The sequence below is a fragment of the Chryseobacterium sp. DZ-32 genome (assembly GCF_059587025.1).
In genome coordinates, this window is sequence record NZ_JCAIOM010000006.1 from 100,983 (window position 1) to 115,549 (window position 14,567).

Genomic DNA, 14,567 nt, shown 5'->3' on the forward strand with positions numbered 1-14,567 from the left:
TACAAAAATTAATCTCCATAAACTTTATGGAGATTTTGAATATTTAATTTGATTCCTAATTTCTGCCGAAAGTCATTGGAGGCATTGTTTTTTTATAATCTTCAGCATGTTGTATTACCTTTTTTTGAAACTCTTGAGGGCTTATTTTTTCACCTTTTGTTGGTATTGTTATCGTACCAGCTATATTCTCTTTGATTTGAATTGCTAAATAATGTTGTGTCTTATTTCTAACTTCTACAATGAGCCCGGGTAATCCCCAATAAATACTTGGTCCAGCCATAGTAGGAATGCCGGGAGCATACCAAGCCTCTATCAAATCTCCTCCTATTTTTGCTTGTGCTTTTCTACAGTCAATACTGCCTATTGTTTTTGTTTCATTAATTAATTCCCAATTAATTTTTTGAAGATTTTCTGAAACTAAAAATTCTTTGTCTAATATAGTTCTTGAAGATACTGAAGTTTTTGTTTTAAAGTTTTTGTACATTTCAGCAATTCCACCAAATTTAATTACCGTTTCTTTCATTTGCATATTTCCAGTGTTCAAATCCTCTGGGTTTTCTCTCTTTTTCTCTTCCTTTTTATACAAAGCTTCGGATCCATTAAATAATAGTTCATAATATTTAGGAATTTGTTTGCTTGTTTTTATCATTTCCTGATACTGTTTTGGAATATCTTTTAAGTCATCCAAATTAGTAATTGGTAATTCTTCATAAAAAACACTGTTTATCAAATTTCCTTTCTGAGTATTATTTTCAACAGAATTTTGGGCAAATCCAAATGAACACAGCAAGCTAAAGCATATAGAAAATAAAATCTTCATTTTATATTAATTTTAATTAAAAAATAGAGGAGACTATCCGAAAAACTCTCTTTAGACTCCTATCTTACATTTTTGTAATATAGTATTTTTGATATTCTCCGAGAGTCTCTATTTTTGTCTACATAGGAACATCTATCCACATATCAACAACATGCATATCTATTGTTCCATCTGGATTAGAAGTCGTATAATAATAAAAGACGTGAAGGGGAAATTTAGAATCCTTCTTTAAAATTTTTGTAGCAAAAGATTTTTCGTTGGGTTTATTACCTTCTGTTTTTACTTCTTTAGCGAACCCTAAAGTTGTTCCAGCAACTAAAAGTGCTGCAAATAGATTTTTTTCATAATGTTTTTTTTTTATATTAAATTGTTAGTTTTTAATATGTTGATCTTTACAAGTATACAAATATTTTTTTAATCACTATTGCGGGAATCTTCATTTTCTAAAACTTCTTTAATATATAGAATACATACTAAGTGAAAAAGGTTTTTCGCTTCATAAAATTCTTTAATTTTATTCAAACGCTTCCAACGGAGCTCCAACTGTTGGGCTTAATATATTGTAGGTCGATCCAATTTTTACTTCATCTTTACAATCACAATCATAAAATTTTCGTTAAATTCGTGTAAAATAAATTTTTGATGAATATTCTTTTACTGGAAGATGATCTCATTCTGTCTGCAGAATTGTGCAGATTTTTAGAATCAAATAATTTTAATTGTGATAAAATCTATGACGGGGAAACTTTTCTCCGCCAGATAAAAAACAGTAGTTATGATCTGTATTTACTCGATATTAATGTTCCTAAGATAAATGGACTTGATGTCTGCCAGACGATCCGCTCTTTTGACAAAAATACCCCCATCATTATCATCTCTGCTTATGGGGATATCTCTGATAAAAAAGATGCTTTCACAAGACTGGCCGATGATTATCTGGTAAAACCTTTTCAGTTTGAAGAACTTCTGCTAAGAATCAATTCGCTGTTGAGAAGAAAGGCACCTTCTGATAATTCAGATCAGGATATTCTAAGAGTTGACGACCTTATTATCAATAAAACAGAACAGAAGGTCTATCGTGGAGGAAATGAAATAACACTTACATTAAAAGAATTCCAGCTGTTGGTTTATCTTGCGGAAGCGCAGGGAAGAACGGTTTCCAAACAACAGATTACAGAACATGTATGGGAACACAATTTTAATACGAATACCAATACCGTAGAAGTTTATATCAATTTTCTGAGGAAAAAGATTGATAAAGATTTTAAAATAAAACTGATCCACACCCGTTCAGGTTTCGGATACTACCTAAGTCCATTATAAATGTCTTTAAAGAGAAAGATAGCCCTAACGATCAGTATCGCCTTTTCATTATTATTTGGGATGGTGATGGCAGTCATTTATTTATCGTTTAATGATTTCAGAAGAGATGAGTTTAAAGAAAGATTCAGGCAGAGGCTTGAGTTTACTTCTCATTTCATTTCAAAATCCAAAGACTTTGAAGAAGAAGCACCAGTTTTTTTCAATGAAAATTCAGATAATATCCTTTTGAATGAAAAGATTTTAATTTTCAACGAAAAAAAAGAACTCATCTACAGCACGATTAAAGACCGGAATGTCATTTGGGACAGTGCCATGCTTAAAGAGCTGGATAAAAAGAAGATTATCTATACTGAAAAAACCGTCCCGGAAATCTACGCTGCGCTCAGGAATATCAACGGTGAAAATTACTATATCCTTACAAGTGCCTTTGATACCAATGGAAAATCCAAATTAGGTTATCTTAAATATCTTTTGATAACAGCGTATGTGATGAGTACTATGCTCATCGGTTTTTTCAGTTATTATTTTGTCGAAAAATTTCTCCGACCTCTGGAAGACCTGAACAAAGAAATCTCTGAAGTTACGGCTCATAAACTCACCACGCAGATTCCGGTAGAGCAATCCAATGATGAAGTAAGCGTTCTGGCAAAATCCTTTAATACAATGATTGGAAGGCTGGATGATGTATTTCAGTCCCAAAAAGATTTTACTGCCAGTGCTTCGCATGAGATCAGAACCCCAATAACAAGAATGGCCTTTCAACTGGAAAACCTGATTAAGTTTGAAGAACATTCTCCGGAGACATTATCATCTTTAAAGCAAATCCAGAGAGATGTATATCAACTGTCCGATCTGACCAACTCGCTTTTGCTGCTGACAAAATTTGATAAAGAAAATATCCAGAGTATTTATGAGGAAGTAAGAATTGATGAAGTTATTTTTGAAGCTTTTGAAGCTGTAGAGAAAAGTTATCCACAACTGAAACTGGATTTTCTGATCAATGAAAATAGTTTTGAAAATGCATTCTTAACCATCAAGGGAATTCAGTCATTATTGGTGATTGTCTTTATCAACCTGTTTAAAAACGCTGCTGTGTATTCAGACAATACGGAGGTGAAAGTCCTGATTACTGAAACCAATGATAATCTTTCTGTTGAAGTAATTTCCCATGGTAACACGATTTCTGAAGATGAGCAGACTAAACTTTTTGAAGCGTTCACAAGAGGAAACAATGCACAGAATATAGCAGGCTCTGGTTTAGGTCTTAGAATTGTCAAAAGGATTCTGGAATATCATGATGCAGACATTCTATACTCTTCACCAGCAGATTTCATCAATAAGTTTACCCTAAGTTTTAAAAAATAAATGAAAAACAACTGATATAAAACAGTTGTTTTTTTGTTAAACCTACGATTGATTTTTTAATAAAAATTCAATAATTAGAGAAAAATTCACTTGTTTTATCTGGTGATTTATTGGATAAACGGCCTGCTCAAGCCTATTTTAATATTTTTTTAAGCGTCATTTAAGTTTCTTTTAATCGCATCAAAGCAATTTTGTAATTTAAAAATAAAAATAATGAACAGAATTGCAGTGCTGTGCCTCGCCGTTTCCTCATTCATGGCGGCACAACAGCAGATGTCTCTTTTGGAATGCGAAGAAGCGTTTCAGAAGAACAACCTCCAGCTGCTCGCCGAACAATACAATATCAATATGGCTGATGCGGATATTCTGCAGGCTAAAATCTGGGAATTACCTCAATTAAGCGGACAGTTCAATGCTTACAATCCGCAGGACAAAAAGTTTTTTGATGTAGGACATTCTAAGGGAGCAGGTATTACTCAATTGATTTATATGGGTGGCAAAAAGAAAAATGAAATTGCTTTTGCCAGGTCCAATAAAGAACTGGCCCAGCTTCAGTTTTCCCAATTGCTGGTAGATTTACGATATCAGCTTCGTTCTGCTTATTTCAATCTTTATTATGAAAAACTAAAACTGGAAAACACCAACAGGCAGCTGGGATATATGAATGATCTCTTAGATGCTTACCGTGTGCAGTCTTCCAAAGGAAATGTTTCTCTTAAAGATGCTGTCAGATTACAGAGCATAGTTATCCAACTTAATCATGATAAGCTGGAGATCAACAAAAATATTCTTGATTTTGAACAGAATCTGAAAGTTCTGACAGGAGTTTCAGAAGAAATAGAGCCAACGATGTCCGAAACCGAAGCTAAAGAAGCTTTGGCAGCACAGCCTTTCGGTAATGAAGAAGAGTTGAAAGGTAAAGCCCTGGAAAATAATGCAGATTACCGGTATAATCTGAAGCTTATTGATAACAGTAAGCTGTATGCACAATGGCAGAAATCACTGAATGTTCCTGATGTTACGGTAGGAGCTGCATGGGATCAGGCGGGAGGAACTTTTAATAACGAAGCTAATCTTACGCTGGGAATTCCTTTGCCTTTATGGAAAGCCAACCAGGGGAATGTGATAAAAGCAAATTATGCGATTCAACAAAACCAGAAAAATGCAGACTTTCAAAAGCTGACTCTGGAAACTAAAGTTCAGTCTGCATACAAAACCTGGAAAGCACAATATGATCAGCTGCAGGATGTGAAAACGACAGATCTTCAGAATATGGAGCTTGTTTATAACGGAATGCTGAACAATTTCAGAAAGGGAAATGTTAACCTGATTGAATTCACAGACTTTATGGACAGCTACAGGGAAACAGCCCTTCAGATCTACGATATGAAAAATGAGATCATGCAGTCGGCAGAACAACTTAATCAACTAGTGCAAACGAAAATCTTCTATTAAATCATGAAAACATATATTATTCCCGTATTGATGGTTCTTTCATTAATAGCCTGTTCAAAAAAAGAGGAAGAGAAAAATATCCACACCAAAAAAGGGTTTGAACTCAGCAATACAATGCTGAACTCTATTTCCCTGGCAAAGGTTGAAAAAAGAAATATAGAAGACGAATACAGTTTTTACGGAAAAATCTCCGCAGACAAAAACAGCTATATAGATGTATACCCATTGGTTGGAGGAAATGTGATGAGCGTCAATGTAGAATTGGGTGACTATGTGAAAAAAGGGCAGGTACTGGCAACCATCAGAAGTACTGAGCTTGCAGAAATTCAGAAGGATGTAAGTGATGCAAAAACAGATCTGGTAGTGGCCAAAAATAACCTCCGTGTTGCAAAAGAACTCTACGAAGGAAAGCTTAATACGGAAAGAGATGTACTGGAAGCTAAAAGCCAGTTGCAAAAAGCCGAAGATCAGTTACAGAGAGCTGCCGCAGTAAGTACGGTTTATAATGTGAAAACCGGAAATATATACAGTGTGGTAGCACCTATCAGCGGTTATATTGTTCAGAAAAGTATCAATAAAGATATGCAGCTGAGAAGTGACAGAAGTGATAATATTTTTGATGTGGCCAACACCACCAATGTATGGGCCATTATGAATGTCAATGAATCTGATATTGATAAAATTAGTTTGGGAATGAAAGCTCAGGTATCTACTCTATCTTATCCGGACAAAGTTTTTGATGGGAAAATTGATAAAATTTTCAAGATTATTGATCCGCAGACCAATGCCATGCAGGCAAGAGTCGTATTGGACAATGCCAACGGACTTTTGATCCCAGAGAGTAAAGCCACGATAAAAGTTACCAGCCTGGAAAGCAACTCTACACTTACCGTTCCCTCCAAAGCAGTGATTTTTGATGATAATAAAAGCTTCGTAGTGATTTTTAAATCCAGGACAGATGTGAAGATCAGGGAAATCAAAGTATTAAAGCAGGTTGGTGATGTCACCTATATTGCAGACGGTCTGAAAGAAGGAGAAGAAGTAATTATCAACAACCAGCTGCTGATCTACCGTTCACTGAACAGCTAGTCTTATTAAACCATTAAGAATACTGACATTTTTCTTTAACGGCTTTTTTAGGTCATCAATGTATCTATCATGAATAAATTCATAAAAAATATAATTGCTTTTTCATTAAAAAATAAAGCATTTACCTTTATCTGGGTAGCGATTTTAGCCATCTCCGGCTTTATCAGTTTCAAAAATATGCCTATTGAAGCTTTTCCGGATGTAACCAATACCCAGATTGTCATCATTACCCAATGGAATGGGCGTAGTGCAGAAGAAGTAGAACGTTTTGTTACTACTCCCATTGAATTGGCAATGAGCCCGGTTCAGAAAAAAACAAGTGTAAGAAGTACCACCATGTTTGGGCTTTCTATTGTTAAAATTCTGTTTGACGACGGGGTGGACGATACTTTTGCCAGAAATCAGGTCAATAACCAGTTAAGAACCATTAGCCTTCCTGATGAGGTAGATCCCGAAGTACAGCCACCCTACGGGCCAACCGGTGAGATTTTCAGATATACGCTGGAAAGTAAAACAAAAGATTCCCGAGCGCTGCTTACCTTGCAGAATTGGGTAATAGACCGTGCTTTAAGAGGAGTTCCCGGCGTTGCGGATATCAATGTTTTCGGAGGACAGGATAAAGTTTTTGAACTGAGTATCGATCCGAGGGCATTGGATAAATACAACCTTACGCCGCTTCAGGTATATGATGCTGTCACCAAAAGTAACCTGAACGTAGGAGGAGATGTCATTGAAAAAAATGGTCAGGCTTATGTGGTAAGAGGTATAGGTTTGGTAAAATCTGTTGCAGATATTGGAAATATTACCATTCAGAATGACAGTGGAAACCCTGTTTTGGTAAAAAATGTTGCAGAAGTTCATGAAAGTTCCATGCCCAGAGTAGGGCAGGCCGCTCTTAATCATCATGATGATACGGTAGAAGGAATCGTTGTTATGAGAAAAGGGGAGAACCCGAGAGAAGTTTTAGTTGGTGTGAAGGCCAAAATTAAAGAGCTTAATGAGAAAGTACTTCCGAAAGATGTTAAAATGGTGACTTTCTACGATCGTGACAATCTGATGGATTTTACCACTCATACCGTAATGCATAACCTTATTGAAGGTATTGTACTGGTAACGGTTATTGTTTTGATCTTTATGGCAGACTGGAGAACTACGCTGATTGTTTCCATCATCATTCCTCTGTCCTTGCTATTTGCTTTTTTATGTTTAAAACTGGCCGGGATGAGTGCTAATCTACTTTCGTTAGGTGCTGTAGACTTCGGGATTATCATAGATGGAGCCGTCGTCATGGTGGAAGGCCTTTTCGTAATGCTGGATCATAAAGCGCATAAGTATGGGACGGAGAAGTTTAATAAACTCGCCAAGGGAGGATGGATTAAGCAAACCGGAACAGGACTGGGAAAAGCCATCTTCTTTTCAAAATTAATCATCATTACTTCCTTGATTCCTATTTTCTCATTTCAGAAAGTAGAAGGAAAAATGTTTTCTCCTCTGGCATTTACATTAGGGTTTGCATTAATGGGAGCATTGATATTTACATTAACTCTTGTTCCTGTTCTTTCGCATATCCTTTTAAATAAAAATGTAAGAGAAAAAAGCAACCCGTTTGTGAACTTCTGGGACAGAATCGTTTTGAAAGGCTTTAATTTAACATTCAGACATAAAAAGATGAGCATGATTGTAGCGATTTCCTTTCTGGCTGTTACACTGTTTTCGGGTAAATTCCTTGGAACAGAGTTCCTGCCTCAGTTGAATGAAGGTTCATTGTGGATCACAGCCGAAATGCCGATGAGCTCCTCATTAAAAGAATCTCTGAAAACAGCTGATCTTTTAAAGAAGGACATTATGAGCTTTTCAGAAGTGACAGATGTGCTTGCCCAGACGGGAAGAAGTAATGATGGAACAGATCCCAACGGATTCGGATTTGTACAGTTTGCGGTAAATCTTAAGCCAAGAGAAGAATGGAAGCGTAAAATTACTTATGATGAACTGATCAATGAAATAGACAAAAAACTCAGAAGTTATCAGGGAATTACGTTCAACTACTCCCAGCCGATTTCCGATAACGTAGCAGAAGCAGTGGCTGGTTTTAAAGCTGAAAACGGAATCAAAATCTATGGTGATAACCTGGAAACCCTTGACAAATTAGCCCACGAAGTTTTGCTTAAAATTAAAGACGTACAAGGCGTGAAGGATCCGGGAATTATTAAAAATATCGGCCAGCCGGAAGTAAGCGTGGTTTTGGACAGAGATAAAATGGCCGCTTATGGAGTGATGCCCGCAGATGCTCAGGCTGTGCTGGAAATGGCATTTGGTGGAAAAACTGCCTCTGAAATGTTTGATGGGGAAAGAAAGTTCCCGATCCGTCTTCGGTATTCTCAGGAATACAGAACCAATGAAAATGACATTGCTGCTTTGATGGTTCCTACACAGGATGGAGCAAAGATTCCTTTAAAAGAAATAAGCACCATTGTTAAAGATAACGGAGCCGCATTTATTTACAGAGACAATATCAAGCGATACATCGGGGTTAAATTCTCCATCCGTGACCGGGATTTGGGAAGTACGATTGCGGATGCACAGAAAAAAGCAGAAACGATTGAACTTCCGGACGGTTATTCAATAGGATGGACAGGTCAGTTTGAAAACCAGCAGCGTGCCTCACACAGACTGGCGCAGGTAGTACCGGTGAGTATTCTGATGATTTTCTTCCTCTTGTTTATTCTGTTCGGCAATATGAAAGATTCTCTTCTGGTATTAGCGAACGTACCTTTTGCTTTGATTGGAGGAATCATCGCTTTACATGTTACCGGAATCAATTTTGGAATCTCTGCCGGAGTAGGAATGATTGCTCTCCTGGGAATTTGTATCCAGAACGGGGTAATCCTTATTACAGAATTCCACCAGAATGTTAAAGACGGAATGGATATCGATACCGCTATATTAAATGGAGTAAAATCCAGGACAAGACCTGTCATTATGACAGCATTGATGGCTTCCATCGGGCTTATGCCGGCTGCCTTGTCTACAGGAATCGGATCGGAGTCTCAGAAACCTCTCGCAATTGTCATTATCGGAGGACTGATTACAGCTACAGTGCTTACCCTGCTTATTTTCCCGATTATTTTCTGGATCTTCAACAGAACAAGAAAACTGCAATCAATTTAATTTTGTTATAATATTTCGCCTTTGGAAATTCCTAAGGCGATTTTTTTTATTTCTTGTCGTCTGATTTCAAATAAAATAATTAAATTGGGCAATTAGAAAAATAAACAAGTGATATCTTATAATTAATCCCTCATCTTTATACACAAATGTTAAAACACAAAATGAAACGCTACAAAAAAAGAGTTCTTTTTTTGTTTGGCTTTTTAATCGTCTTGCTTCCTCTGCAACTGGTTTTTAAGATTAATATTGAAGAAACCTATCCTTCATTTAACTTTCCGGGATTTGCATCCTATCCCATAAAAGATGGAAAATATATTAATTTTACCAAAACCACTTCCCATGTCTTTTTTAAAGACGGATCAGACAGTATTTTGGTCAATAATGATTACCTGGGAGAAAGTATACCGAGAACCATACAGATTACCCTTATTCAGAATTTGCTTTTTCCAAGGAAATATCCGGTTCTGGACAGCCGTGTGAATTCCCTTCCTCCTTATAAAAAGAGGCTTTACCTGTTGAAAAAATCTATCCTTAACCGGAACATTAAAAAAGTGGATATGGAAGAAAGTAAAAAATTCATTGTAAACAGACTGGAGAAAAGATTTCCCGGTAAAAAAGTCGCCGCTATACAGGTGATCAATGAAACTAAAGATTTTGATATAACCACAAGAAAAATGACCCAGAAATCAGTGTATGATACTGTACTGAGTTATCGTTTTTTAAACTAATAATGATGAATAAACTAAAAGAACTTCCCTTTGTTTCTTACCGTCCCAGCTATGAGTTCCTGGCATTTTACAGGATATTCTTTTCCATGTTTCTGTTATGGTCGGGAGTAGCAGATAACAGCTGGATCCATTCTATTCCTAACAGTGCTATGCATCCGCCTATCAGCATCCTGTCTTTCACTGATATTGTCCCTTCTGAAGCATTTTTTGTACTTTGCAGATATATGATCTACGCATGTTTATTGTTGATACTGATAGGATATAAACCTAGAATATTTGCAATATTGTATATGATCCTGTATGTACTGACGAATAATTATGCCTATTCGTTTGGAAAAGTGAATCACGATTTTATTTATACACTTCCGATCATGATAATGGCATTCTCTCCCTGGAACAAAACCTTTAGCTTCTTTCCTGAGCCCGTAAAAGAAACGGATGAGCTGGCAAAATCGTGGCCTCTGTTTATGATAAGTTTGATTTTCAGCTTCGGAATGTTTACTGCCGGGTTTTCTAAAATTCTGGGAGGCTGGCTAAGCACTGAAACTCAGTATACTCAGATATTTTTTACGCAATATAGGTTTATTATAGGGTGGAACGATCTGCTTTCGGATTTTTATGAAGGAATTAATTCTAAAATATTCTGGGAAGCCCTGGATTATTTTACTGTTATTTTTGAAATGGTTTTTATTGTAGCGTTCATGTCCCCGAAATTTTTCAGGTATATGTTGCTGGTAACTATTTTCTTTCACCTTAATGTATTATTGATGCTGAATATATCTTTTATGAATTCCATAGGACTTTACAGTCTTTTTATTCCGGCATGGCTTCTGCCGTCAGGTTTCAGAAACCGGATAAAGAATGGGATGCTCAGAATATTTAATCCGGAATATAGGAAAGCAGCTATTGCAGTAGTGATCCTGTACCTTTTAGTACTGAAAATTTTTAATATTAATACAATGGGGTCTGTGATAAACGGTTTCTTCTCCCTTATTGCATTCTGCAAACTTTCCACACCTCTTATTGTGCTGGGAAGTGCGTTTTTATTTTCATTGTATCTATTGATTCGGTCATTAAGGAAGACTGATCGGAATAATATTCTGAAATAAATACAGCTAAGAGTGAATGCTGCTTTCTGAAACTTATTTTTTATATTGGGTTTCAGGCTTTTTCATAAAAGGTTTCAGAAAGATTTTTTCAATCCGGAAAAATGTGTAAATTTGCAGTCTCAATACGTTGAAATATAAGGTTTGTCCTTCACTGGATGATAATATTGAAAGTTTTTTTAATAAAAAGTTTTTGGTATTTAAAAATTCATTATATTTGCACACCGAAAATTTGAAAAACAATAAATAAATAATTTTAAATCATGGCAAAGGAAACGTTTAATCGTAACAAACCACACTTGAACATTGGTACTATTGGTCACGTTGACCATGGTAAAACTACACTTACTGCAGCTATCAGTAGTGTATTAGCTAACAAGGGTCTTGCTGAGAAGAAAGATTTCTCTTCTATTGACTCTGCTCCAGAAGAAAAAGAAAGAGGTATCACTATTAATACAGCTCACATCGAGTACGAAACTGAAAACAGACACTATGCACACGTTGACTGTCCAGGTCACGCCGACTATGTTAAGAACATGGTAACTGGTGCTGCTCAGATGGATGGAGCTATCTTAGTATGTGCTGCAACTGATGGACCAATGCCTCAAACTAGAGAGCACATCCTACTTTGCCGTCAGGTAAACGTACCAAGAATCGTTGTTTTCATGAACAAAGTTGACATGGTGGATGATGCTGAGCTTTTAGAGCTTGTTGAACTTGAACTTAGAGATTTATTATCTACTTACGAATATGACGGAGATAACTCTCCAGTAATCCAGGGATCTGCTCTTGGAGCTCTTAACGGAGACGAGAAGTGGGTTAAGACTGTTGAAGAATTAATGGATGCAGTTGATACTTGGATCGAGCAGCCTGTTAGAGATCAGGATAAAGCATTCTTAATGCCAATCGAAGACGTATTCTCTATTACAGGTAGAGGTACTGTAGCAACTGGTAGAATCGAGGCTGGTGTTATCAACACTGGTGATCCAGTTGATATCGTAGGTATGGGTGATGAAAAATTAACTTCTACTATTACAGGGGTTGAGATGTTCAGAAAAATCCTAGACAGAGGTGAAGCTGGTGATAACGTAGGTCTATTGTTGAGAGGTATTGAAAAAACTGACATCAAGAGAGGTATGGTTATCGCTAAGAAAGATTCAGTTAAGCCACACAAAAAATTCAAAGCTGAGGTTTATATCCTTTCTAAAGAAGAAGGTGGACGTCACACTCCATTCCACAACAAATACCGTCCTCAGTTCTACGTAAGAACTACTGACGTTACAGGTGAGATCTTCTTACCAGAAGGTGTAGAAATGGTAATGCCTGGTGATAACTTAACAATCACTGTTGAATTACTTCAGCCAATCGCTCTTAACGAGGGTCTTAGATTCGCGATCAGAGAAGGTGGTAGAACAGTAGGTGCAGGTCAGGTAACTGAAATCATCGACTAATCCACATCTAAAACAATATAAAAAGCTTCCGTAAGGAACACTCTTTACGGAGCTTTTTTTAACTACGGGCATCGTCCAATGGTAGGATACCGGTCTCCAAAACCGTTGATCAGGGTTCGAATCCTTGTGCCCGTGCAAATATAAATTATGAGTTCATTTGTCGATTTTTTAAAAGGTTCTTATAACGAATTCAGACATAAAGTTGAATGGCCAAAATGGGCTGACCTTCAGTCTTCTACAATTGTAGTGACTATTGCGACAGTTATTCTGGCTTTATTTACCTTTGGAGTTGATGAATTGTTTTCAAAAGCAATCAGCAACATAATAGGAATGCTAATCAACTTGTTCAATTAATAATTAAGTATTTTCCATAATGAGCGAATTGAAATGGTATGTGCTGAAAGCAATCAGCGGACAGGAAAATAAAGTGAAAAACTATATTGAGACAGAAATCAAACGTTTAGGATTTGAGCAGTACGTTACTCAAGTGGTTATTCCTATGGAAAAGGTGATCCAGATTAGAAACGGTAAAAAAGTTCCTAAAGAGAGACCTTACTATCCTGGCTACCTGATGATTGAAGCTGACCTGATGGGAGAGATTCCTCACGTTATTAAAAATATCCCGGGAGTTATTTCTTTCTTAAGTTTAACAAAAGGAGGTGATCCTGTTCCAATGAGAAAATCAGAGGTAAACAGAATGCTTGGAAGAATGGATGAACTTTCAGAATTTGCAAGCGATGTTGAAATTCCTTATGTAGTAGGTGAAAACGTTAAAGTAATCGACGGACCTTTCAACGGATTCAATGGTACAGTTGAGAAGATTCTTGAAGACAAAAAGAAAATTGAAGTTTCTGTATTGATCTTCGGTAGAAAAACTCCGATGGAGCTGAGCTACATGCAAGTAGAAAAAGTATAATACATTACTTATAAAATATAAAAAGACTGCTTTTAAAGTGGTCTTTTTTCGTTGATACCATTTCAATATATTGTAACAATAGCCTCTGGCGATGCTTCTCAGTTATTTTTCGATAAATAATTGTGCATCTGTATTAATTCATAATGAAATATTGAAATTGAATCTTTATATTTTTTTTCACTCTAGCTAGAGTTTTTTTAAGTTTGTTAAAATTATTATGTTGATTTTCAAATTTCATAAGTCTGTTGGCTACTTCTATAAAGAAGTTTACTTTAATTAAATTATCCCCGTTACGTGATAATTTTTGTTTTTTATGGATCAAGTTCCTTTTAGTTCCTTAATTCACTTTCATATGGCATGCTTCTTGCAACCAAGCTGTTAGCTAATCCACAAAATTTTATTCTTTTTATTTCATACACTGGTTACAGAGGTATGGACATTCTTTGTTGTTTTTAAATAAGAATAGAATTCAGATAAGCCACCCAAGAGCATAAGCTTTATAAACACATAACTCAATGACAAAAATTATTTCGATGATCACTCTGGTGGGCACCTATGTGTTGATGAGTGCGCAGGTTGGCATCAATACTGCGACACCAGAAAAAGAACTTACCGTAAACGGTACAATGAAAACATCAGGAATTGTTTTTAAACAACCCCTGGAAAAACTGAAAGCGGATGAGAATTACACTTTTATTATCAAATCTCCCGCGCCGGAAAACAAAATTACAGCGTATAATGATTCTTTTGTACCTAATTCGCCGGCTCCCATTAATCTTATTCAGTTTAAAATCACCTGTGATCCTACAGACAAAGATTGGGTAAACCAGTTTGACACAAAGATCAACTCCAGCAAGTTTTTGGTAGTAATTTCTTCTTTTGGATTTACACAGCCTACAAGAACTTACTCTGCAGACTGGCTTACTCCGATACCTCAGATCTTTGCTTATTCTGCAGGAGGGACATGGAAACTTAAGGCAGATTACCAGGGATTTGCTCCTGATAATTCTTTGCCTACAGGAGTCTGGACACTCAACTTACTGGTGTTTGACAGGTCGTACGCCAAAGATTTTAATTCAACACAAAACCTTAATGGATTAACTACTGGTGCGGCGACAGCTCCATTAATTCAATAAAAACATAAAT

Annotated in this window: 12 protein-coding genes and 1 tRNA gene; 12 read left to right on the forward strand and 1 reads right to left on the reverse strand. The window is 36.3% G+C overall.

Features of this window, described 5'->3' with window-relative positions; all coding sequences use genetic code 11:
* Positions 1-55: 55 nt before the first annotated feature.
* A complete protein-coding gene (locus AC59HC_RS08410) occupies positions 56-820 on the reverse strand; it encodes a GLPGLI family protein (RefSeq protein WP_411413377.1) in 765 nt (254 codons plus the stop codon).
* A gap of 642 nt (positions 821-1,462) precedes the next feature.
* On the opposite strand from AC59HC_RS08410, the gene AC59HC_RS08415 reads away from it, so the two are divergent.
* The 12 genes from AC59HC_RS08415 (at position 1,463) to AC59HC_RS08470 (ending at position 14,557) form a co-directional block, all read left to right on the forward strand.
* Positions 1,463-2,143 (forward strand): response regulator transcription factor, encoded by a 681-nt coding sequence (locus tag AC59HC_RS08415; protein WP_137905192.1) that lies wholly within the window; start codon positions 1,463-1,465, stop codon positions 2,141-2,143.
* Positions 2,144-3,508, forward strand: a complete 1,365-nt coding sequence (locus AC59HC_RS08420) for a sensor histidine kinase (RefSeq protein ID WP_496558425.1) — start codon at positions 2,144-2,146, stop codon at positions 3,506-3,508.
* 213 nt (positions 3,509-3,721) lie between these two features.
* Complete coding sequence (locus tag AC59HC_RS08425) at positions 3,722-4,963, forward strand: TolC family protein (RefSeq protein ID WP_110008225.1); 1,242 nt, start codon at positions 3,722-3,724, stop codon at positions 4,961-4,963.
* 3 nt (positions 4,964-4,966) lie between these two features.
* Positions 4,967-6,052 carry an efflux RND transporter periplasmic adaptor subunit gene (locus AC59HC_RS08430; protein ID WP_496558426.1) on the forward strand — a complete coding sequence of 362 codons (1,086 nt, stop codon included), beginning with the start codon at positions 4,967-4,969 and terminating at the stop codon, positions 6,050-6,052.
* A 69-nt stretch (positions 6,053-6,121) separates the two neighbouring features.
* Complete coding sequence (locus AC59HC_RS08435; RefSeq protein WP_496558427.1) at positions 6,122-9,220, forward strand: efflux RND transporter permease subunit; 3,099 nt, start codon at positions 6,122-6,124, stop codon at positions 9,218-9,220.
* Positions 9,221-9,381: 161 nt separating this feature from the next.
* Positions 9,382-9,948 carry a hypothetical protein gene (locus AC59HC_RS08440; RefSeq protein WP_146207822.1) on the forward strand — a complete coding sequence of 189 codons (567 nt, stop codon included), beginning with the start codon at positions 9,382-9,384 and terminating at the stop codon, positions 9,946-9,948.
* Positions 9,949-9,950: 2 nt separating this feature from the next.
* Entirely contained in the window at positions 9,951-11,057 is a 1,107-nt protein-coding gene (locus AC59HC_RS08445; RefSeq protein WP_482399657.1) for an HTTM domain-containing protein, read from the forward strand.
* 260 nt (positions 11,058-11,317) lie between these two features.
* On the forward strand, positions 11,318-12,505 hold the full coding sequence (tuf, locus tag AC59HC_RS08450; protein ID WP_110008219.1) for an elongation factor Tu: 1,188 nt from the start codon (positions 11,318-11,320) through the stop codon (positions 12,503-12,505).
* Positions 12,506-12,569: 64 nt separating this feature from the next.
* A tRNA-Trp gene (locus AC59HC_RS08455) sits at positions 12,570-12,640 on the forward strand.
* 12 nt (positions 12,641-12,652) lie between these two features.
* On the forward strand, positions 12,653-12,859 hold the full coding sequence (secE, locus tag AC59HC_RS08460; protein ID WP_002976410.1) for a preprotein translocase subunit SecE: 207 nt from the start codon (positions 12,653-12,655) through the stop codon (positions 12,857-12,859).
* Positions 12,860-12,878: 19 nt separating this feature from the next.
* Entirely contained in the window at positions 12,879-13,421 is a 543-nt protein-coding gene (nusG, locus tag AC59HC_RS08465) for a transcription termination/antitermination protein NusG (protein ID WP_002976412.1), read from the forward strand.
* Positions 13,422-13,936: 515 nt separating this feature from the next.
* Positions 13,937-14,557 (forward strand): hypothetical protein, encoded by a 621-nt coding sequence (locus AC59HC_RS08470; protein WP_110008218.1) that lies wholly within the window; start codon positions 13,937-13,939, stop codon positions 14,555-14,557.
* Positions 14,558-14,567: the final 10 nt, after the last annotated feature.

What these genes read in the sequence shown, in the direction of transcription:
- AC59HC_RS08410 (WP_411413377.1), bottom strand. Translation starts at nt 820, where the DNA reads ATGAAGATTTTATTTTCTATATGCTTTAGCTTGCTGTGTTCATTTGGA.
- AC59HC_RS08415 (WP_137905192.1), top strand. Translation starts at nt 1,463, where the DNA reads ATGAATATTCTTTTACTGGAAGATGATCTCATTCTGTCTGCAGAATTG.
- AC59HC_RS08420 (WP_496558425.1), top strand. Translation starts at nt 2,144, where the DNA reads ATGTCTTTAAAGAGAAAGATAGCCCTAACGATCAGTATCGCCTTTTCA.
- AC59HC_RS08425 (WP_110008225.1), top strand. Translation starts at nt 3,722, where the DNA reads ATGAACAGAATTGCAGTGCTGTGCCTCGCCGTTTCCTCATTCATGGCG.
- AC59HC_RS08430 (WP_496558426.1), top strand. Translation starts at nt 4,967, where the DNA reads ATGAAAACATATATTATTCCCGTATTGATGGTTCTTTCATTAATAGCC.
- AC59HC_RS08435 (WP_496558427.1), top strand. Translation starts at nt 6,122, where the DNA reads ATGAATAAATTCATAAAAAATATAATTGCTTTTTCATTAAAAAATAAA.
- AC59HC_RS08440 (WP_146207822.1), top strand. Translation starts at nt 9,382, where the DNA reads ATGAAACGCTACAAAAAAAGAGTTCTTTTTTTGTTTGGCTTTTTAATC.
- AC59HC_RS08445 (WP_482399657.1), top strand. Translation starts at nt 9,951, where the DNA reads ATGATGAATAAACTAAAAGAACTTCCCTTTGTTTCTTACCGTCCCAGC.
- tuf (WP_110008219.1), top strand. Translation starts at nt 11,318, where the DNA reads ATGGCAAAGGAAACGTTTAATCGTAACAAACCACACTTGAACATTGGT.
- secE (WP_002976410.1), top strand. Translation starts at nt 12,653, where the DNA reads ATGAGTTCATTTGTCGATTTTTTAAAAGGTTCTTATAACGAATTCAGA.
- nusG (WP_002976412.1), top strand. Translation starts at nt 12,879, where the DNA reads ATGAGCGAATTGAAATGGTATGTGCTGAAAGCAATCAGCGGACAGGAA.
- AC59HC_RS08470 (WP_110008218.1), top strand. Translation starts at nt 13,937, where the DNA reads ATGACAAAAATTATTTCGATGATCACTCTGGTGGGCACCTATGTGTTG.